The sequence below is a fragment of the Streptomyces sp. FXJ1.172 genome, from assembly GCF_001636945.3.
In the GTDB taxonomy this organism is placed as follows: Bacteria; Actinomycetota; Actinomycetes; order Streptomycetales; family Streptomycetaceae; genus Streptomyces.
Window position 1 is genome coordinate 3027674 of the sequence record NZ_CP119133.2, and the last position, 20491, is coordinate 3048164.

Genomic DNA, 20491 nt, shown 5'->3' on the forward strand with positions numbered 1-20491 from the left:
CCGGTCCGACCGGCCTGGGCGGTGGCACGAGAACGAGCGGGCATCGGAGGGGCGGCCGCAGAGACCATGACCACCGGAGTCATCCCCGGGGGACAGCCCCCGGAGCCACAGCCGACCGGCAAGCTCATGCCGCAACAGCGCGGCGAGCCGGTCGGCCACGCAGCCCTGCACGTAGACAACCGGCCGAGGAGTTCTGTGATCACCGCGCGCGCGGCCGCCACCTTCGAGCCCGTCGGGCGATCGGTCGCGACCGCCCGGTCCTTCGTCCGCGACACCCTCCAGGGCTGGGGCTTCGCCGACATCGTCGACGACGCCGTCGTCCTCACGAGCGAACTGGTGACCAACGCGGTCGTACACGCGGGCACGCATGCGGACGTGCTGTGCCTGCGCACCGAGGACGGCGTGCGCATCGAGGTCTCCGACCGCTACCCCGAGCGCGAGGTGCCCCTCCAGAGCGCCGCCGCCACGATGGGCAGCCCCGACCGCGAGGGCGGCCGCGGCCTCCAGCTGTGCGCGGCCCTCGCCGCCCGCTGGGGCGTGGACTACACCCCCACCCACAAGAACGTCTGGTTCCAGCTCAACCTCCCCCAGCGCCCGGTCGGCACCCGCGCGGCCGGCCCGTCCCTGCCCGCCGAGCTGCTCCCGCTGGCCGACGGCCGGGTCCGGGTCGCCGTCCTCCAGGTCGACCGCAAGGGCGCCATCAGCGCCTGGAACGAGGACGCCGAGGAGCTGTTCGGCCACTCGGCGGCGGAGGTCATCGGCAGGCCCCTCACCGAGCTGGCAGCCTGGCCGCACACCCCCGGCACCAGCACCGGTGTCGCCGAGGCCCTCCAGCTCTCCCGCTGGGAGGGCAGCTACGGCATCCGCGGCGCCGACGGCCGGGTGGCCCCGGTCTACGCCTCCCACCTCAGGGTCCGCGACACCGGTGGCGAACCGTCCACGGTCTGCCTCCTGGTACGGGACCACGAGCGGGCCGTGCTCCAGACGCCGCCGCGCGTCCCGGCCGGCGACCAGGGACAGTCCTCCGACGGCCAGAGTGCCGACCCCTTCGAGGTGTTCATCGGCTCCCCCGCCCCGGACGACCTCGACGGCCTGCTGCAGCGCACGGTGGAACGCGCCCGCGACATGCTCGACGGCGACTCCGCCTTCCTGCTGCTCGCCACGGACGACGAGACCGAACTGGAGGTCCGCGCCTCCACCGGCCTGCCCTCCGCCCGCCAGCGCTTCGCGCGCGTGCCCGTCGAAGCGGGCCCGGGCCGTTACGGCTCCGCGCGCATGCCCGCCGTCCACGACGACCTGACGGCCGTGCCCGGCGCCGTGCCCCTCCTGGCCGGCACGGGCATGCGCTCGGTCGTCACGGTCCCGCTGAAGGTCGAGGGCCGCCTCACCGGCTCCCTCGGCGTCGCGGCCGAGGCATCCGGCAGATACTCCAACGAGGAGGCGCTGCGCCTGCAGTTCGCCGCCGACCGCATCGCCCTCGCCGTGGAGTCGGCCCGCCTCGGCGAACTGGAACGCCTGCGCCGCGGCTCCCTCAGCTTCCTGGTGGAGGCCTCCGACCTGCTGGCCGGCACGCTGGACCGCGACCAGACCCTGGCCCTGATGGCCCAGATGACGGTCCCGACCCTGGCCACCTGGTGCGCGGTCTACACGATCGCCGACCAGGCCTCGGACCCCTATCTGTCGTACGTCCTGCACGAGGACGAGGAACTCATCGACGGCATCAAGTCCCTGCTGTCGAAGATCTCACCGCCCGACCCGGTGCCGACCCCCGGCGCGCGCGTGTGGTCCGTCCCCGCCGAGGTGGCGCACCAGGCGGCGCTGCGCACCTCCATGCGCACCCTCGGCCTGTCCGGCGGCCCCACGCACCGGGTCACCCAGGTCATCGGCCCGACCCTCGCCACGGCCTCCGCGGTCGGCGGCGAGACCGTCGTCCTGCCGCTCGTCGCCCGCAACCGCGTCATCGGCATGCTCGTCCTCGGCAAGCCCACCGACGAGCACTTCCGCCAGGAAATCCTGGAACTGGCCGAGGACCTGTCCCGCCGGGCCGCGCTCGCCCTGGACAACGCCCGCCTGTACTCCGAGCGCACGGCGATCAGCCAGGCCCTCCAGCGCAGCCTCCTGCCGCCCGGCACCCCGCACATCGACGGCGTCGAGGTGGAGGTCATCTACCGTGCGGCCGGCGAGGGCAACGAGGTCGGCGGTGACTTCTACGACCTCTTCCCCATCGGCAACGGCGCCTACGGCTTCGCCATCGGCGACGTGTGCGGTACGGGCCCCAACGCGGCGGCCGTCACCGGCCTCGCCCGGCACGCCCTGCGCCTGCTGGCCCGCGAGGGCCTCTCCGGCCCCGCGGTCCTGGAGCGTCTCAACTCGGCCATCCTGGACGAGGGCGACCGCAGCCGCTTCCTGACCCTGCTCTACGGCGAGATGCGCCCCCAGGACGACGGCAGCGCCGAACTGAAGGTGGTCTGCGCCGGACACCCGCTGCCGCTGCGCCTGCGCCAGGACGGCACGGTGGTCGCGGCGGCCGAGCCCCAGCCGCTGCTGGGCGTCATCGAGGATCTGGAGCTGTACGAGGAGACGGTCACCCTCGATCCGGGTGATGTGCTGCTCTGCGTCACGGACGGCGTCACCGAACGCCGTGAAGGCACGCGCATGCTGGGCGACGACGGCCTCGCCGACGTCCTCACGACCTGCACGGGCCTGACGGCGGGCGCGGTCGCGGCGCGCATCATGCGCGCGGTGGAACGCTTCGCGTCCGACGCGCCTTCGGACGACATGGCGATTCTGGCGATGCGGGTCCCGGGAATCCAGCAGGAGGCCTGAAGCAGAGGGTGAAAACGTGGACATCAGAAAGGCCCCACCCAAAAGGGTGAGGCCTTATCTGTCGGAGCCCCCAAACGGAATCGAACCGTTGACCTTCTCCTTACCATGGAGACGCTCTGCCGACTGAGCTATAGGGGCCTGTCGTTTTTTGAGGTTTCCCTCGCGGCGACGAAGAAACTGTACCCCGAACTGGCCTGAGTTCCCAAACTCGTTCGGGTGCCGGTCAGAAAGCGGGCTGGAGCAGTCCCCCGAGCGCGTTGCACGCGGAGACGATGCGTTGCATCTCCCGCTTGGTCAGCGCGGCGTCCACGGGCAGGGCCAGCGTCTCGTCGGAGGCCAGCTCCGTCTCGGGCAGCGACACGCACCGACGGAATTCCGGCAGCCGGTGCACCGGTGTCTTCACCGGCACGCGGCAGTCAACTCCCCTGGCTCTCAGGGCCCGGGCGAAGGCGTCCCGGTCGGGCCGGCCGTTCCCCGGCACCCGCACGACGTACTGCTGATACGTGTGCCCGTCCCCGCCGTCCGGCGTGCGTACGCCCTTGAGCTTGGCGTCGAGGTACGCGGCCCGCTCCCTGCGCTGCGCTATCTCGTCGTGCGGCGCCTCGGACTCGCCCTGCTCCAGCACGAGCAGTCCCTGCCGCTGGCCCAGCGCGTGCAACCGCCCGATGTCCGCGCGCCGTCCGAAGCGGTGCACGGCAACGACCGCGGCCGTGCGGGGAGTTACGGCTGCCTCGACAGCGCCGGCGTCGAGGCAGTAGGTCACCGGGTCTATGTCGGCGAACACCGGGAGCGCACCGGCCAGGGTCACAGCCTCGGCGACTTCCACGTTCCCGAAGGCCGGTACGACGACCTCGTCACCCGCTCCGACGCCGGCGGCCCTGAGCATTGCAGCAGTTCCCATGTGCTGGATGCTGAGCGCGCTACATGAACGACACGTTAAGGAAAAAGCAAAAAGGCCGGGCCCCGAACCGAAGTTCAGGATCCGACCTTTTTGGAAAATTTGTTCGGCGGCGTCCTACTCTCCCACAGGGTCCCCCCTGCAGTACCATCGGCGCTGTGAGGCTTAGCTTCCGGGTTCGGAATGTAACCGGGCGTTTCCCTCACGCTATGACCACCGAAACACTATGAAACTGTCCAGCCGCACCATGTGTGGCACATGGGGCCGTTCGTGGTTTCAGAACCAACACAGTGGACGCGAGCAACTGAGGACAAGCCCTCGGCCTATTAGTACCGGTCACCTCCACCAGTTACCTGGCTTCCAGATCCGGCCTATCAACCCAGTCGTCTACTGGGAGCCTTACCCCATCAAGTGGGTGGGAGTCCTCATCTCGAAGCAGGCTTCCCGCTTAGATGCTTTCAGCGGTTATCCCTCCCGAACGTAGCCAACCAGCCATGCCCTTGGCAGAACAACTGGCACACCAGAGGTTCGTCCGTCCCGGTCCTCTCGTACTAGGGACAGCCCTTCTCAAGACTCCTACGCGCACAGCGGATAGGGACCGAACTGTCTCACGACGTTCTAAACCCAGCTCGCGTACCGCTTTAATGGGCGAACAGCCCAACCCTTGGGACCGACTCCAGCCCCAGGATGCGACGAGCCGACATCGAGGTGCCAAACCATCCCGTCGATATGGACTCTTGGGGAAGATCAGCCTGTTATCCCCGGGGTACCTTTTATCCGTTGAGCGACGGCGCTTCCACAAGCCACCGCCGGATCACTAGTCCCGACTTTCGTCCCTGCTCGACCCGTCGGTCTCACAGTCAAGCTCCCTTGTGCACTTACACTCAACACCTGATTGCCAACCAGGCTGAGGGAACCTTTGGGCGCCTCCGTTACCCTTTAGGAGGCAACCGCCCCAGTTAAACTACCCATCAGACACTGTCCCTGATCCGGATCACGGACCCAGGTTAGACATCCAGCACGACCAGACTGGTATTTCAACGACGACTCCACAAACACTGGCGTGCCTGCTTCAAAGTCTCCCAGCTATCCTACACAAGCCGAACCGAACACCAATATCAAACTGTAGTAAAGGTCCCGGGGTCTTTCCGTCCTGCTGCGCGAAACGAGCATCTTTACTCGTAGTGCAATTTCACCGGGCCTATGGTTGAGACAGTCGAGAAGTCGTTACGCCATTCGTGCAGGTCGGAACTTACCCGACAAGGAATTTCGCTACCTTAGGATGGTTATAGTTACCACCGCCGTTTACTGGCGCTTAAGTTCTCAGCTTCGCCCCACCGAAATGGAGCTAACCGGTCCCCTTAACGTTCCAGCACCGGGCAGGCGTCAGTCCGTATACATCGCCTTACGGCTTCGCACGGACCTGTGTTTTTAGTAAACAGTCGCTTCTCGCTGGTCTCTGCGGCCACCCCCAGCTCGAGGAGCAAGTCCCCTCACCAGGAATGGCCCCCCTTCTCCCGAAGTTACGGGGGCATTTTGCCGAGTTCCTTAACCATAGTTCACCCGAACGCCTCGGTATTCTCTACCTGACCACCTGAGTCGGTTTAGGGTACGGGCCGCCATGAAACTCGCTAGAGGCTTTTCTCGACAGCATAGGATCATCCACTTCACCACAATCGGCTCGGCATCAGGTCTCACCCTGCATGAGTGGCGGATTTGCCTACCACTCGGGCTACACCCTTACCCCGGGACAACCACCGCCCGGGATGGACTACCTTCCTGCGTCACCCCATCACTCACCTACTAACCGCTTGGTCCGGCGGCTCCACCACTTTCCTTTCCCCGAAGGGTCCGGAACGGCTTCACGGCCTTAGCATCACGATGCTCGATGTTTGACGCTTCACAGCGGGTACCGGAATATCAACCGGTTATCCATCGACTACGCCTGTCGGCCTCGCCTTAGGTCCCGACTTACCCTGGGCAGATCAGCTTGACCCAGGAACCCTTAGTCAATCGGCGCACACGTTTCTCACGTGTGAATCGCTACTCATGCCTGCATTCTCACTCGTCAACCGTCCACGACTACCTTCCAGTGCCGCTTCACCCGGCAGACGACGCTCCCCTACCCATCCATACACCCGTTGGGGCTATATATATGAATGACACGACTTCGGCGGTACGCTTGAGCCCCGCTACATTGTCGGCGCGGAATCACTAGACCAGTGAGCTATTACGCACTCTTTCAAGGGTGGCTGCTTCTAAGCCAACCTCCTGGTTGTCTGTGCGACTCCACATCCTTTCCCACTTAGCGTACGCTTAGGGGCCTTAGTCGATGCTCTGGGCTGTTTCCCTCTCGACCATGGAGCTTATCCCCCACAGTCTCACTGCCGCGCTCTCACTTACCGGCATTCGGAGTTTGGCTAAGGTCAGTAACCCGGTAGGGCCCATCGCCTATCCAGTGCTCTACCTCCGGCAAGAAACACACGACGCTGCACCTAAATGCATTTCGGGGAGAACCAGCTATCACGGAGTTTGATTGGCCTTTCACCCCTAACCACAGGTCATCCCCCAGGTTTTCAACCCTGGTGGGTTCGGTCCTCCACGAAGTCTTACCTCCGCTTCAACCTGCCCATGGCTAGATCACTCCGCTTCGGGTCTTGAGCGTGCTACTAAAACGCCCTGTTCGGACTCGCTTTCGCTACGGCTTCCCCACCCGGGTTAACCTCGCAACACACCGCAAACTCGCAGGCTCATTCTTCAAAAGGCACGCAGTCACGAGATACAGCAAGCTGCATCCGACGCTCCCACGGCTTGTAGGCACACGGTTTCAGGTACTATTTCACTCCCCTCCCGGGGTACTTTTCACCATTCCCTCACGGTACTATCCGCTATCGGTCACCAGGGAATATTTAGGCTTAGCGGGTGGTCCCGCCAGATTCACACGGGATTTCTCGGGCCCCGTGCTACTTGGGTATCTCTCAAACGAGCCGCTGACGTTTCGACTACGGGGGTCTTACCCTCTACGCCGGACCTTTCGCATGTCCTTCGCCTACATCAACGGTTTCTGACTCGTCCTGCCGTAAACGACGACAGAAGAAAGAACCCACAACCCCGCATGCGCAACCCCTGCCGGGTCTCACACGCATACGGTTTGGCCTCATCCAGTTTCGCTCGCCACTACTCCCGGAATCACGGTTGTTTTCTCTTCCTGAGGGTACTGAGATGTTTCACTTCCCCTCGTTCCCTCCACACTGCCTATGTGTTCAGCAGCGGGTGACAGCCCATGACGACTGCCGGGTTTCCCCATTCGGAAACCCCCGGATCAAAGCCTGGTTGACGACTCCCCGGGGACTATCGCGGCCTCCCACGTCCTTCATCGGTTCCTGGTGCCAAGGCATCCACCGTGCGCCCTTAAAAACTTGGCCACAGATGCTCGCGTCCACTGTGCAGTTCTCAAACAACGACCAGCCACCCATCACCCCGAGCCAACAGACTCGAGTGCACTGGGGCCGGCAACTGAAGGAAGATCATTCCCTCAGACACCCAACAGCGTGCCCGACACGATCAGCCGACCAGATCAGCGTTCCACGCCCCAAGGGGCAGTACTAGCGCCTGATCCATCCTGAACCATGCCGAGTAGTCAACGTTCCACCCATGAGCAACCAGCATCAGACGTTCGCTGATGTACTGGCCTCTGAACCAGCCGAAGCCGGTTGAGAAGTGCTCCTTAGAAAGGAGGTGATCCAGCCGCACCTTCCGGTACGGCTACCTTGTTACGACTTCGTCCCAATCGCCAGTCCCACCTTCGACAGCTCCCTCCCACAAGGGGTTGGGCCACCGGCTTCGGGTGTTACCGACTTTCGTGACGTGACGGGCGGTGTGTACAAGGCCCGGGAACGTATTCACCGCAGCAATGCTGATCTGCGATTACTAGCGACTCCGACTTCATGGGGTCGAGTTGCAGACCCCAATCCGAACTGAGACCGGCTTTTTGAGATTCGCTCCACCTCACGGTATCGCAGCTCTTTGTACCGGCCATTGTAGCACGTGTGCAGCCCAAGACATAAGGGGCATGATGACTTGACGTCGTCCCCACCTTCCTCCGAGTTGACCCCGGCGGTCTCCCGTGAGTCCCCAGCACCACAAGGGCCTGCTGGCAACACGGGACAAGGGTTGCGCTCGTTGCGGGACTTAACCCAACATCTCACGACACGAGCTGACGACAGCCATGCACCACCTGTACACCGACCACAAGGGGGACCCTGTCTCCAGGGTTTTCCGGTGTATGTCAAGCCTTGGTAAGGTTCTTCGCGTTGCGTCGAATTAAGCCACATGCTCCGCCGCTTGTGCGGGCCCCCGTCAATTCCTTTGAGTTTTAGCCTTGCGGCCGTACTCCCCAGGCGGGGCACTTAATGCGTTAGCTGCGGCACGGACAACGTGGAATGTTGCCCACACCTAGTGCCCACCGTTTACGGCGTGGACTACCAGGGTATCTAATCCTGTTCGCTCCCCACGCTTTCGCTCCTCAGCGTCAGTATCGGCCCAGAGATCCGCCTTCGCCACCGGTGTTCCTCCTGATATCTGCGCATTTCACCGCTACACCAGGAATTCCGATCTCCCCTACCGAACTCTAGCCTGCCCGTATCGACTGCAGACCCGGGTTAAGCCCCGGGCTTTCTACAACCGACGCGACAAGCCGCCTACGAGCTCTTTACGCCCAATAATTCCGGACAACGCTTGCGCCCTACGTATTACCGCGGCTGCTGGCACGTAGTTAGCCGGCGCTTCTTCTGCAGGTACCGTCACTCTCGCTTCTTCCCTGCTGAAAGAGGTTTACAACCCGAAGGCCGTCATCCCTCACGCGGCGTCGCTGCATCAGGCTTTCGCCCATTGTGCAATATTCCCCACTGCTGCCTCCCGTAGGAGTCTGGGCCGTGTCTCAGTCCCAGTGTGGCCGGTCGCCCTCTCAGGTAGCTACCCGTCGTCGCCTTGGTGAGCCGTTACCTCACCAACAAGCTGATAGGCCGCGGGCTCATCCTGCACCGCCGGAGCTTTACAACCAGAACCATGCGGTCCCGGCTCATATCCGGTATTAGACCCCGTTTCCAGGGCTTGTCCCAGAGTGCAGGGCAGATTGCCCACGTGTTACTCACCCGTTCGCCACTAATCCACCCCGAAGGGCTTCATCGTTCGACTTGCATGTGTTAAGCACGCCGCCAGCGTTCGTCCTGAGCCAGGATCAAACTCTCCGTGAATGTTTTCCCGTGATCGGGATGAACACCACGAGAGCGGAACCAAGAGGAGGAATAGTCCCCTCGGTTCACAGCGTCCTCGCTGTGTTTTTTCAAAGGAACCTCGACCATCGGACAGTGTCCGACGGACGGGGTATCAACATATCTGGCGTTGACTTTTGGCACGCTGTTGAGTTCTCAAGGAACGGTCGCTTCCTTTGTACTCACCCTCTCGGGCTTTCCTCCGGGCTTCCCTTCGGTGTTTCCGACTCTATCAGATCTTTTCTCGATCCGATTTCCTCGGGGCTTTCCAGGTTCCCGCTCTCGCGTTTCCCTTTCCGGCGGTTCCGACTTTATCAGAAGTTCTGAGTCGGTTTTCCCACCCGCTTCGGGGCACCTGTGTCCAGCGCATGAAGTGCTGGGGTTCCCGGTTGGGCGGAGCCGTAAACGTACTGGAGCGGGGCGCCTCGATGCAAATCGAGGCGCCCCGCCCGGGTGATGCTCCGACGAACCGTCAGACCTCCACGACCACAGGGAGGATCATCGGCCTGCGACGATACGTGTCCGAGACCCACTTGCCGAGCGTGCGCCGGATGAGTTGCTGCAGCTGGTGCGGCTCCACGACGCCGTCCTGGGCGGACCGCTCCAGCGCTTCCGTGATCTTCGGGATGACGCCGGTGAACGCCGAGTCCTCGATGCCGGAGCCGCGCGCCTGGACGTGCGGGCCGCCGGTGATCTTGCCGGTGGACGAGTCCACGACCACGAAGACCGAGATGATGCCCTCGTCACCGAGGATCTTGCGGTCCTTGAGCGCCGGCTCGCCGACATCGCCGACGGAGAGGCCGTCGACGTAGACGTAACCCGCCTGGACCTTGCCGGAGATCTTGGCCTTGCCCTCGATCAGGTCGACCACCACGCCGTCCTCGGCGATGACGATGCGGTCGTGCGGGACGCCCGTCAATGCGCCCAGCTCCGCGTTCGCCCGCAGGTGGCGCCACTCCCCGTGCACCGGCATCAGGTTCTTCGGGCGGCAGATGTTGTAGAAGTACAGCAGCTCGCCCGCCGAGGCGTGGCCGGAGACGTGCACCTTGGCGTTGCCCTTGTGGACGACGTTGGCGCCCCAGCGGGTCAAGCCGTTGATCACCCGGTAGACCGCGTTCTCGTTGCCGGGGATGAGGGAGGACGCGAGGATCACCGTGTCGCCGTCGACGATCCGGATCTGGTGGTCCCGGTTGGCCATCCTCGACAGGGCCGCCATCGGCTCGCCCTGGGAGCCCGTGCAGACCAGGACCACCTCGTCGTCGGGCAGGTCGTCCAGCGTCTTGACGTCGACGACCAGGCCCGGCGGGACCTTCAGGTAGCCGAGGTCGCGGGCGATGCCCATGTTGCGGACCATCGAGCGGCCGACGAAGGCGACCCGCCGGCCGTACTCGTGGGCCGCGTCCAGGATCTGCTGGATGCGGTGGACGTGGCTGGCGAAGCTCGCCACGATGATCCGCTTTCGGGCGCTCGCGAAGACCTGGCGCAGGACGTTGGAGATGTCGCGCTCGTGCGGGGTGAAGCCCGGGACCTCGGCGTTCGTGGAGTCGGTGAGCAGGAGGTCGATGCCCTCCTCGCTCAGTCGCGCGAAGGCGTGCAGGTCGGTGAGGCGGTTGTCCAGCGGGAGCTGGTCCATCTTGAAGTCGCCGGTGTGCACCACCATGCCGGCCGGGGTGCGGATGGCGACCGCCAGGGCGTCCGGGATGGAGTGGTTGACGGCGATGAACTCGCAGTCGAAGGGACCGACGCGCTCGCGGTTGCCCTCCGCCACCTCGAGGGTGTACGGGCGGATCCGGTGCTCCTGGAGCTTGGCCTCGATCAGGGCGAGGGTCAGCTTGGAGCCGATCAGCGGGATGTCCGGCTTCTCGCGGAGCAGGAACGGGACAGCGCCGATGTGGTCCTCGTGCCCGTGGGTGAGGACGATGCCCTCGATGTCGTCGAGGCGGTCCCTGATGGACGAGAAGTCCGGCAGGATCAGGTCGATTCCGGGCTGCTCCTCCTCGGGGAAGAGCACTCCGCAGTCGACGATCAGCAGGCGGCCGCCGTACTCGAAGACCGTCATGTTCCGGCCGATCTCGCCGAGACCGCCGAGCGGGGTGACCCGCAGGCCGCCCTCGGTGAGCGGCGGGGGCGGGCCGAGTTCAGGATGCGGATGACTCAAAAGACTCTCCTCACCACACGCGCCACGTACCCGGTGAGGCACGTGGCGCGCATGACGTTCGTGCATAAGCAGTTGTCGTTGTGGGGTGCGGGCACCGGTGGCCCGCTATGCGGTTGTCTCTTCAGTTGTGAAGCCTGTGGAGCCCCTGGAGCCCGTGGAACTGGGTGGTGCCAAGTCTTGTTGTCAGAGCTGTACCCCGCCGGCAGCAAGATCGATCTTGAGCTGGGCGATCTCCTCGGGCGAGCACTCGACCATGGGCGAGCGCAGGGGTCCTGCGGGCAGGCCCTGGAGGGCGAGCGCGGCCTTGGTGGTCATGACGCCCTGGGTGCGGAACATGCCCGTGTAGACGGGGAGCAGCTTCTGGTGGATCTCGGTGGCCTTGACGACGTCGCCGGAGACGTAGGCGTCGACCAGGGCGCGCAGGTCGGGGGTGACGAGGTGGCCGACGACCGAGACGAAGCCGACCGCGCCCACGGAGAGGAGCGGGAGGTTCAGCATGTCGTCGCCGGAGTACCAGGCGAGGCCGGACTGGGCGATGGCCCAGCTGGCGCGGCCGAGGTCGCCCTTGGCGTCCTTGTTGGCGACGATCCGGGGGTGCTCGGCGAGCCGGACGAGCGTCTCGGTGTTGATCGGGACGCCGCTGCGGCCGGGGATGTCGTAGAGCATGACCGGCAGGCCGGTGGCGTCCGCGACGGCCGTGAAGTGGCGGTACAGGCCCTCCTGCGGGGGCTTGTTGTAGTACGGCGTGACGACCAGGAGGCCGTGGGCGCCGACTCGCTCGGCCTCGCGGGCCAGCTCGAGGCTGTGGTGGGTGTCGTTGGTTCCGACGCCGGCGACGACGTGGGCACGGTCGCCCACCGCCTCCAGTACGGCTCGAACCAGGTCCGCTTTCTCCGCGTCGGTGGTGGTGGGGGACTCGCCGGTGGTGCCGTTGATGATCAGGCCGTCGTTGCCTGCGTCCACCAGGTGGGCGGCGAGCCGCTGCGCGCCGTCGAGGTCGAGTGCGCCGTCCGCCGTGAAGGGCGTGACCATGGCGGTGAGGACCCGCCCGAAGGGGGTCTGCGGAGTCGAGGTCGGAGCCATGGGTAACACGCTACTCGGTGCTCCACGCGTGGTCTGCCCTCGGGGGGGCCGGGAAAGTCAGGACAAATAAGGAGCCCGGCACTGCCTGCTCGGGGGTTCAGGCAGTGCCGGGTCCGTTTGATCAGGCTAGATGAACTTCTCTAAATGCCGCAATACGGACACTTCGCCAGGCTGATCCGTACATCCGTTCCGAGCCGGGGACCAGGGCTTCGCAGCCTTGCTACGGAGCCACCCGTCCGTTGGCGTTGAAGGCGGCGTAGGTCAGCGGCATGAGCCTCGCCCACTCCGCCTCCATCTTCTCGCCGACCATCTCGATCTCCCGCTGCGGGAAGGACGGCACCTTGGCCAGCTCGTGCTGGGTGCGCAGGCCGAGGAAGTGCATCAGGGAGCGGGCGTTGCAGGTGGCGTACATCGAGGAGAAGAGGCCGACCGGGAGGACCGAGCGGGCGACCTCGCGGGCGACGCCCTCGGCGAGGAGCTTCTGGTACGCCCCGTACGCCTGCTCGTAGGACTCGGCGAGGGTGCTGCTCACCGTCTCGTACTGGGCCGGGGTGCCCTCGACGAAGACGTACTTGCCGGGGCGGCCCTCCTGCACGAGCTTGCGGGAGGTGCCGGGGACGTAGAAGACGGGCTCCAGCTCCCGGTAGCGGCCGGACTCCTCGTTGTACGACCAGCCGACACGGTGCCGCATGAACTCGCGGAACACGAAGATCGGGGCGCTGATGAAGAAGGTCATCGAGTTGTGCTCGAACGGGCTGCCGTGCCGGTCGCGCATCAGGTAGTTGATCAGGCCCTTGGAGCGCTCGGGGTCCTTCTTCAGCTCGTCCAGGGACTGCTCGCCGAGCGTGGAGACGCGGGCGGCGAAGAGGACGTCGGCATCCGACGCGCTGGACTTCACCAGCTCGACGGTGACGTCACTGCGCAGGGTGAGCGACTCGGGGGTGGTCACGGGGGTCCTTCCCATCACTTCTTCAGGGTCGCGCCCACTGTACGGGGCGCCTGTGACAGTCGCGCACAGTGACCTTGCCAGGGATTTTTTCGGACATGGGCACCTTTTGTGTTACTCAAGCGTCTGTATCGGTGAGACCCGAAAATTCGTTCTCGTGAGGAGAGGTACCTGCCATGTCCCGTCGGCGCGACCCCGTGCCCTTCGCCTTCCTGGCCGAAGCGGACAGGTTCCGCAGCAACGTCGCGCCCCCGCCGCGCCAGCGGTCGTCGGTGGGGCAGATAGCCGGGCGCTGGCTGCTGGGGCTCACGATCGTCGCCGGGCTGGCGGGCTCGCTGATCCTCGGCATGCCGGCGCTGTCCACTCCGCCCAGTACGCCGGTGCAGCAGTCGCAGGCCTCCCAGGGGCGCTGACCCTTCCGGGCCTCCCAGGGTGGTGAGCGCGGACACAGGCGGATAGCCTCACCGGGCACAGCCCGCGCAAGGTTTGAGTGAGGACCAGCCGTGCCCCTGCCCTTCCTGACGGCCGACCGCACCTTCGAGGCAGCCTCCGAGAGTGCGCTGCCGTACGACGACCGGGAGCGCTGGCGGCGGCCCTACCGTCCCGGGCCCTGGCGGGTGGGCGTGGCCGCCATGGTGCTGCTGCTCGCCTCCTTCGTGCTGTTCGCCGCGGTCGCGACAGCTCTGACCGGCTCGGCGTCCTCCGCCGTGGCCGTGCTCGTCACGGCGCTCGTGCTCATCGCGGGCGCGCTGCGGCTGCTGCGCATGGGCGTGTGGGTGAGCGGGCGCGGGCTGCGTCACGCCGGCTTCTTCCTGACGCGTACGACGCCCTGGGCGCGGGTGGTCTCGGTGCGGACGGTGCAGCAGCCGGTGCGCTGGCTGGGCTTTCCCCGGACGGTGCAGGGGCAGGCGCTGGTCCTCGTACGCGAGGACCGGTCGGCCGAGGACACGCCGCCGCTGCTGACCACGCACACGCTGGACTTCCTGCACCGCCCGGTGGCCTTCGACCGGGCCGCGGACATGCTGGAGGCGTGGGCCGCGGAGTGCGGGCGCGAACGCGGCTGACGGCCACGGGCGCGGTGCCCTGTGCGGGGGCCGGCCGGGGCGGGTCGCCCACCGGCGCCGGCGGGGTGCCGCACTCGGCGCGGGCAGGCGGACGGGCCCCGCCGGGTTTCAGGCCTCCGCCCGGTTTCAGGCCTGGACGGGGCGGCCCTCGTGCAGGGCGATGGCCCGTTGCATCGCCTTGCGGGCGCGTGGGGTGTCGCGGGCGTCGTGGTAGGCGACGGCGAGGCGGAACCAGCAGCGCCAGTCGTCGGGGGACGCCTCGGTCTCGGCCTTGCGCTTCGCGAAGACCTCATCGGCCGAGTCGCGGTCGATCCGGCCGCTCGGGGTGCGCCGCAGCTCGTCCACGGGCAGGCCGCCCTCGGCGTCGAGTTGGGCGGCGAGGGCGTTGGCCCTGCGGACGAACTGGGTGTTCTTCCACAGGAACCACAGGCCGATGACCGGCAGGATCAGCACCGCCACCCCGAAGGTGACGGTGAGGACCGTGCCGGACTGGATGAGCATGACGCCGCGGCTGCCGACCAGGACGAAGTAGAAGACCAGGACGGCGGCCGTGACGAGGTAGGTGATCTTCGCGCGCATCGCAGGACCGGTCTCAGCTCAGGTCGAGGAAGTGTTCCAGGCCGAAGGTCAGGCCCGGAGTGGTCACCACGCGGCGGGCGCCGAGCAGGATGCCCGGCATGAAGCTGCTGTGGTGCAGGGAGTCGTGGCGGATGGTGAGGGTCTCGCCCTCGCCGCCGAGCAGCACCTCCTGGTGGGCCAGCAGGCCGCGCAGGCGTACGGCGTGGACCGGGATCCCGTCGACACTCGCGCCCCGCGCGCCGTCCAGGGCCGTCTGCGTGGCGTCCGGCGCCGGGGCCGTACCGGCGGCCCTGCGGGCCTCGGCGATGAGCTGGGCGGTCCGGGTGGCCGTACCGCTCGGGGCGTCCACCTTCTTCGGGTGGTGCAGTTCGACCACCTCGACCGACTCGAAGTACGGCGCGGCGATCTGGGCGAACTTCATGGTGAGCACGGCGCCGATGGAGAAGTTCGGCGCGATGAGCACACCGGTCTGCGGGGACTGCTCCAGCCAGCCCGTCAGCTGCGCGAGGCGCTCCTCGGTCCAGCCCGTCGTACCGACGACCGCGTGGATGCCGTGGCGCACGCAGAAGTCGAGGTTCTCCATGACGGAGTCCGGGGTGGTCAGCTCCACGGCGACCTGGGCACCGGTCTCCGCCAGGGCCTCGAGCTTGTCGCCCCGGCCGAGGGCGGCGACCAGCTCCATGTCCTCGGCGGCCTCGACCGCCCTGGCCGCCTCGGACCCGATCCGGCCCTTGGCACCGAGGACCGCCACGCGCAGCTTGCTCATCTCTTGTGCTTCCTTGTCAGGAGTGGTTAGGCGACGGCGTCGTGCAGCCGCGCGGCCTGCTTGTCCTTGAGCGGGCCGATGACCGACAGCGACGGGCGCTGTCCCAGGATGTCGCGGGCGACCGAGCGGACCTCGTCCGGGGTGACCGCCGCTATCCGGTCCAGCATGTCGTCGACGGACATCTGCTCGCCCCAGCACAGCTCGCTCTTGCCGATACGGTTCATCAGCGCGCCGGTGTCCTCGAGGCCGAGGACGGTGGAGCCGCGGAGCTGGCCGACGGCGCGGGCGATCTCGTCGTCGGTGAGGCCGTTGGCGGCGACGTGGTCGAGTTCGTCGCGGCAGATCTTCAGCACGTCGTGCACCTGGCTCGGCCTGCAGCCGGCGTACACACCGAACAGGCCGCAGTCGGCGAAGCCCGAGGTGTACGAGTACACGCTGTAGGCGAGGCCGCGCTTCTCCCGGACCTCCTGGAAGAGGCGGGAGGACATGCCGCCGCCGAGGGCGGTGTTGAGCACGCCCATGGCCCAGCGGCGGTCGTCGGTGCGGGCGAGGCCCGGCATGCCGAGGACGACATGTGCCTGCTCGGTCTTGCGGCCGAGCAGTTCGACCTTGCCCGAGGTGCGGATCGTACGGCGGCCGTCGCGCGGGGAGACGGGCTGCGCGTCGGGGTTCTTGAAGGCGCCCGCCTTCTCGAAGGCGGCACGGACCTGGCGGACGACCTTGTTGTGGTCGATGTTGCCCGCGCAGGCGACCACGAGGTGGGTCGGGTCGTAGTGCTTCTTGTAGAAGCGGCGGATGCGGTCGGTGGTGAGGGCGTTGACCGTGTCGACCGTGCCGAGGACCGGGCGGCCGAGGGCGTTGTCGCCGAACATGGTGTGCGCGAACAGGTCGTGCACACAGTCGCCCGGGTCGTCCTCGGTCATGGCGATCTCCTCGAGGATCGCGCCGCGCTCGACGTCGACATCCTCCTCCAGGATCAGCGAGCCGGTCAGCATGTCGCAGACGACGTCGATGGCGAGCGGCAGGTCGGTGTCGAGCACGCGCGCGTAGTAGCACGTGTACTCCTTGGCCGTGAACGCGTTCATCTCGCCGCCGACGGCGTCGAGGGCCGCGGAGATGTCCAGCGCGCTGCGCGTCTGCGTGCCCTTGAAGAGCAGGTGCTCCAGGTAGTGCGTGGCGCCGTTCAGGGCCGGGGTCTCGTCGCGGGAGCCGACGTGCGCCCAGATGCCGAAGGTCGCGGAGCGGACCGAGGGCAGGGTCTCGGTGACGATGCGCAGGCCGCCCGGGAGGGTGGTCTTGCGGACCGTGCCGATGCCGTTCTGGCCCTTGATGAGGGTTTGGGTACGGGCGACGGCCCGCGCCTCCGAAGAGGGGCGGGCCGTCACCTTGGAGCTACGGGACGTCACTGCTCGGCGTCGTCCTTGTTCTCGTCGGAGGAACCTTCCTCGCCCTCGATCACGGGGACGAGGGAGAGCTTGCCGCGGGAGTCGATCTCGGCGATCTCGACCTGGACCTTCTGGCCCACACCGAGGACGTCCTCGACGTTCTCCACGCGCTTGCCGCCGGCCAGCTTGCGGATCTGCGAGATGTGCAGCAGACCGTCCTTGCCGGGCAGCAGGGAGACGAACGCACCGAAGGTGGTCGTCTTGACGACCGTACCCAGGTAGCGCTCGCCGACCTCGGGCATCGTCGGGTTGGCGATGCCGTTGATCGTGGCGCGGGCGGCCTCCGCCGAGGGACCGTCGGCGGCACCGATGTAGATCGTGCCGTCGTCCTCGATGGTGATCTCGGCGCCCGTGTCCTCCTGGATCTGGTTGATCATCTTGCCCTTGGGGCCGATGACCTCACCGATCTTGTCGACCGGGATCTTGACGGTGATGATCCGCGGGGCGTGCGGGCTCATCTCGTCGGGCCGGTCGATGGCCTCCATCATCACGTCGAGGATGTGCAGGCGGGCGTCGCGGGCCTGCTTGAGGGCCGCGGCCAGGACGGAGGCCGGGATGCCGTCCAGCTTGGTGTCGAGCTGGAGGGCGGTCACGAACTCCTTGGTGCCGGCGACCTTGAAGTCCATGTCGCCGAAGGCGTCCTCCGCACCGAGGATGTCGGTGAGGGTGACGTAGTGCGTCTCGCCGTCGATCTCCTGGGAGATCAGACCCATGGCGATACCGGCGACCGGGGCCTTCAGCGGCACACCGGCGTTCAGCAGCGACATGGTGGAGGCGCAGACCGAGCCCATGGACGTCGAGCCGTTGGAGCCGAGGGCCTCGGACACCTGGCGGATCGCGTACGGGAACTCCTCGCGCGTCGGCAGCACCGGCACGAGCGCGCGCTCGGCGAGGGCGCCGTGGCCGATCTCGCGGCGCTTCGGGGAGCCGACGCGGCCGGTCTCACCGGTGGAGTACGGCGGGAAGTTGTAGTTGTGCATGTAGCGCTTGCGGGTCACCGGGGAGAGGGTGTCCAGCTGCTGCTCCATGCGGAGCATGTTGAGGGTGGTGACGCCCAGGATCTGGGTCTCGCCACGCTCGAACAGCGCGGAGCCGTGCACCCGCGGGATGGCCTCGACCTCGGCGGCCAGCGTGCGGATGTCGGTGACACCGCGGCCGTCGATGCGCTTCTTCTCCTTGATCACGCGCTCGCGGACCAGGGCCTTGGTCAGCGAGCGGTACGCGGCGGAGATCTCCTTCTCGCGGCCCTCGAACTCCGGCAGGAGCTTCTCGGCGGCGAGCCCCTTGACGCGGTCCAGCTCGGCCTCGCGCTCCTGCTTGCCGGCGATGGTGAGCGCCTGGGCCAGCTCGGGGCGGACGGCGGCCGTCAGGGCCTCGAAGACGTCGTCCTGGTAGTCCAGGAAGATCGGGAACTCGGCGGTCGGCTTCGCGGCCTTGGCGGCGAGGTCGGCCTGAGCGCGGCAGAGCACCTTGATGAAGGGCTTCGCGGCCTCCAGACCGGCGGCGACGACCTCCTCGGTCGGCGCCTCGGCGCCGCCCTCGACGAGCTTGATGGTGCCGTCGGTGGCCTCGGCCTCGACCATCATGATCGCGACGTCGCCGTCCTCCAGGACGCGACCGGCGACGACCATGTCGAAGACGGCGTCCTCGAGTTCGGTGTGCGTCGGGAAGGCGACCCACTGACCGCGGATCAGCGCGACGCGGACGCCGCCGATCGGGCCGGAGAAGGGCAGACCGGCCAGCTGCGTGGACGCGGACGCGGCGTTGATCGCCACGACGTCGTACAGGTGGTCGGGGTTGAGCGCCATGATCGTGGCGACGACCTGGATCTCGTTGCGCAGGCCCTTCTTGAAGGACGGGCGCAGCGGGCGGTCGATGAGGCGGCAGGTGAGGATGGCGTCCTCGGAGGGACGGCCCTCACGGCGGAAGAAGCTGCCGGGGATCTTGCCGGCGGCGTACATCCGCTCCTCGACGTCCACCGTCAGGGGGAAGAAGTCGAGCTGGTCCTTGGGGTTCTTGGAGGCGGTGGTGGCCGACAGCACCATGGTGTCGTCGTCCAGGTACGCCACGGCGGAGCCGGCGGCCTGCTTGGCCAGGCGGCCCGTCTCGAAGCGGATGGTGCGGGTGCCGAAGGCGCCGTTGTCGATGACGGCCTCGGCGTAGTGGGTCTCGTTCTCCACTAGCGTTTTCTCCGTTACGTATCGTCTTTCGTCCCTTGGCTGCCCGTGTGGCAGGGGGACGGTGGCGGAGAAGCGCGCCGTCTGGTGCGGGCCGGTCTTCGATCGAAGCACCCGGGGCTCACTTCCCCCCGGGGGCCACTACCGAGGACCGGCGGCGGCGAGGTGCGCTTCTCCTCGTTCTTTTCGTCGTGCGTTTTCGTGTCTTGCGTAGTGCGTTGTGCTACCACACTACAAAGCGTGTGTGACACTCCGCACGTTTCCCCGCGTACGGCAAAGGGAGCGGTCCCCGAGTCCTCCGGGAACCGCTCCCTTCACGGCGTCTTACTTGGCGCCCGCCGCACCACGGCGGATGCCGAGGCGGTCGACCAGCGTACGGAAGCGCTGGATGTCCTTCTTCGCCAGGTACTGGAGAAGGCGGCGGCGCTGACCGACGAGGATCAGCAGGCCACGACGGGAGTGGTGGTCGTGCTTGTGGGTCTTGAGGTGCTCCGTCAGGTCGGAGATCCGACGGGAGAGCAGAGCGACCTGGACCTCGGGGGAGCCGGTGTCACCCTCCTTGGTACCGAACTCGCCGATGATCTGCTTCTTCGTAGCGGCGTCGAGCGACACGCGTACTCCTCATAGTCTGTTGAATGCCACCGAGTGCCCCCGGTCTACGTCTCGGGGAAGCTTCCGTTACTCGGGAGGCGGGGATCCGCTGGGCGCGGCCACCAGAATCCGCAGGGTCACCTGCGAAGGTCCGGGGGTGCGTACACAAACGGCCGTCAGCCAGGGTACCAGGAGGTGGCGGGCATCCTTCCCCCGGTTTTCCCCGGTCGGCAAACCGCCCAGGCGGGACGCCGGGGGCCACTAGGGTGAGCGCCGGGAGACGAACGTACGCCGGGAAGGGGTCGCTGCACGATGGCGGAGACGGAAGCGGAGATCAAGGCGCGCAAGGAGCGGGAGCGGGACGAGCTGTACGCGCTCGACATCTCGGGCGTCGAGTGGCACTGCGCTCCGGGCACCGAGGAGCACGAGGAGCGGGTCGAGATCGCGTACCTGCCCGAGGGGGCGGTGGCGATGCGTTCCTCGCTCGATCCCGGCACCGTGCTGCGCTACACCGAGGCCGAGTGGCGGGCGTTCGTGCTGGGGGCCCGGGACGGGGAGTTCGATCTGGAGCCCACGGAGCGCAACGGGGGACTCGGGGCGCAGTGAGCGCCTGACACGGTGGAGGGGCGGCACGTGCGTGCCGCCCCTCCACCGTGTCAGTGCTCCAGCCCCGCGCTGCCCACGG

The 20491-nt window shown here is 66.8% G+C and carries 13 protein-coding genes, 1 tRNA gene and 3 rRNA genes; 4 read left to right on the forward strand and 13 right to left on the reverse strand.

Features of this window, described 5'->3' with window-relative positions:
- The first annotated feature begins 66 nt into the window (after positions 1-66).
- Positions 67-2826: a SpoIIE family protein phosphatase gene (locus A6P39_RS13305; RefSeq protein WP_079133707.1), complete on the forward strand. Its 2760-nt coding sequence runs from the start codon at positions 67-69 to the stop codon at positions 2824-2826.
- A 65-nt stretch (positions 2827-2891) separates the two neighbouring features.
- Here A6P39_RS13305 and A6P39_RS13310 read toward each other — a convergent pair.
- The 8 genes from A6P39_RS13310 to thyX form a co-directional block, all read right to left on the reverse strand.
- Positions 2892-2964, reverse strand: a tRNA-Thr gene (locus tag A6P39_RS13310).
- An 85-nt stretch (positions 2965-3049) separates the two neighbouring features.
- Positions 3050-3712: a DegT/DnrJ/EryC1/StrS family aminotransferase gene (locus tag A6P39_RS13315; RefSeq protein WP_067053208.1), complete on the reverse strand. Its 663-nt coding sequence runs from the start codon at positions 3710-3712 to the stop codon at positions 3050-3052.
- Between the two features lie 116 nt (positions 3713-3828).
- A 5S ribosomal RNA gene (gene rrf, locus A6P39_RS13320) occupies positions 3829-3945 on the reverse strand.
- A gap of 85 nt (positions 3946-4030) precedes the next feature.
- Positions 4031-7149: ribosomal RNA gene (locus A6P39_RS13325) — 23S ribosomal RNA — on the reverse strand.
- Positions 7150-7455: 306 nt separating this feature from the next.
- Positions 7456-8979: ribosomal RNA gene (locus tag A6P39_RS13330) — 16S ribosomal RNA — on the reverse strand.
- The 16S, 23S and 5S rRNA genes sit together here, the layout of an rRNA operon.
- Before the next feature lie 490 nt (positions 8980-9469).
- Positions 9470-11155: a ribonuclease J gene (locus tag A6P39_RS13335; protein ID WP_067041596.1), complete on the reverse strand. Its 1686-nt coding sequence runs from the start codon at positions 11153-11155 to the stop codon at positions 9470-9472.
- 183 nt (positions 11156-11338) lie between these two features.
- On the reverse strand, positions 11339-12238 hold the full coding sequence (gene dapA / locus A6P39_RS13340) for a 4-hydroxy-tetrahydrodipicolinate synthase (protein ID WP_067041593.1): 900 nt from the start codon (positions 12236-12238) through the stop codon (positions 11339-11341).
- A 220-nt stretch (positions 12239-12458) separates the two neighbouring features.
- Positions 12459-13202, reverse strand: coding sequence for an FAD-dependent thymidylate synthase (thyX, locus tag A6P39_RS13345; protein ID WP_067041590.1), 744 nt, complete (start codon positions 13200-13202; stop codon positions 12459-12461).
- 158 nt (positions 13203-13360) lie between these two features.
- On the opposite strand from thyX, the gene A6P39_RS13350 reads away from it, so the two are divergent.
- Both A6P39_RS13350 and A6P39_RS13355 read left to right on the forward strand, forming a co-directional pair.
- Positions 13361-13597, forward strand: coding sequence for a hypothetical protein (locus tag A6P39_RS13350; protein WP_067041586.1), 237 nt, complete (start codon positions 13361-13363; stop codon positions 13595-13597).
- Positions 13598-13687: 90 nt separating this feature from the next.
- Positions 13688-14248, forward strand: a complete 561-nt coding sequence (locus A6P39_RS13355) for a phage holin family protein (RefSeq protein ID WP_067041583.1) — start codon at positions 13688-13690, stop codon at positions 14246-14248.
- Between the two features lie 126 nt (positions 14249-14374).
- On the opposite strand, the gene A6P39_RS13360 is transcribed toward A6P39_RS13355, so the two are convergent.
- From A6P39_RS13360 to rpsO, 5 genes are all read right to left on the reverse strand, one after another.
- Positions 14375-14827 carry a tetratricopeptide repeat protein gene (locus A6P39_RS13360; protein WP_067041581.1) on the reverse strand — a complete coding sequence of 151 codons (453 nt, stop codon included), beginning with the start codon at positions 14825-14827 and terminating at the stop codon, positions 14375-14377.
- 13 nt (positions 14828-14840) lie between these two features.
- Positions 14841-15593, reverse strand: a complete 753-nt coding sequence (dapB, locus tag A6P39_RS13365; RefSeq protein ID WP_067041578.1) for a 4-hydroxy-tetrahydrodipicolinate reductase — start codon at positions 15591-15593, stop codon at positions 14841-14843.
- Between the two features lie 26 nt (positions 15594-15619).
- Complete coding sequence (locus A6P39_RS13370) at positions 15620-16999, reverse strand: M16 family metallopeptidase (RefSeq protein WP_067041575.1); 1380 nt, start codon at positions 16997-16999, stop codon at positions 15620-15622.
- On the reverse strand, positions 16996-19218 hold the full coding sequence (locus A6P39_RS13375) for a polyribonucleotide nucleotidyltransferase (protein WP_067041573.1): 2223 nt from the start codon (positions 19216-19218) through the stop codon (positions 16996-16998). The genes A6P39_RS13370 and A6P39_RS13375 overlap by 4 nt, the downstream gene beginning before the upstream one ends.
- Positions 19219-19539: 321 nt before the next feature.
- Positions 19540-19827 (reverse strand): 30S ribosomal protein S15, encoded by a 288-nt coding sequence (gene rpsO, locus A6P39_RS13380; protein ID WP_053664877.1) that lies wholly within the window; start codon positions 19825-19827, stop codon positions 19540-19542.
- A 291-nt stretch (positions 19828-20118) separates the two neighbouring features.
- Here rpsO and A6P39_RS13385 point away from each other — a divergent pair, with 291 nt between their 5' ends.
- Positions 20119-20412 carry a DUF397 domain-containing protein gene (locus A6P39_RS13385; protein ID WP_067041570.1) on the forward strand — a complete coding sequence of 98 codons (294 nt, stop codon included), beginning with the start codon at positions 20119-20121 and terminating at the stop codon, positions 20410-20412.
- The last annotated feature ends 79 nt before the right edge of the window (positions 20413-20491 follow it).

Excerpts from the sequence above, each read along its gene's own strand:
- A6P39_RS13305 (WP_079133707.1), top strand. The coding sequence starts at position 67 with ATGACCACCGGAGTCATCCCCGGGGGACAGCCCCCGGAGCCACAGCCG.
- A6P39_RS13315 (WP_067053208.1), bottom strand. The coding sequence starts at position 3,712 with ATGCTCAGGGCCGCCGGCGTCGGAGCGGGTGACGAGGTCGTCGTACCG.
- dapA (WP_067041593.1), bottom strand. The coding sequence starts at position 12,238 with ATGGCTCCGACCTCGACTCCGCAGACCCCCTTCGGGCGGGTCCTCACC.
- thyX (WP_067041590.1), bottom strand. The coding sequence starts at position 13,202 with ATGGGAAGGACCCCCGTGACCACCCCCGAGTCGCTCACCCTGCGCAGT.
- A6P39_RS13350 (WP_067041586.1), top strand. The coding sequence starts at position 13,361 with ATGTCCCGTCGGCGCGACCCCGTGCCCTTCGCCTTCCTGGCCGAAGCG.
- A6P39_RS13360 (WP_067041581.1), bottom strand. The coding sequence starts at position 14,827 with ATGCGCGCGAAGATCACCTACCTCGTCACGGCCGCCGTCCTGGTCTTC.
- dapB (WP_067041578.1), bottom strand. The coding sequence starts at position 15,593 with ATGAGCAAGCTGCGCGTGGCGGTCCTCGGTGCCAAGGGCCGGATCGGG.
- A6P39_RS13385 (WP_067041570.1), top strand. The coding sequence starts at position 20,119 with ATGGCGGAGACGGAAGCGGAGATCAAGGCGCGCAAGGAGCGGGAGCGG.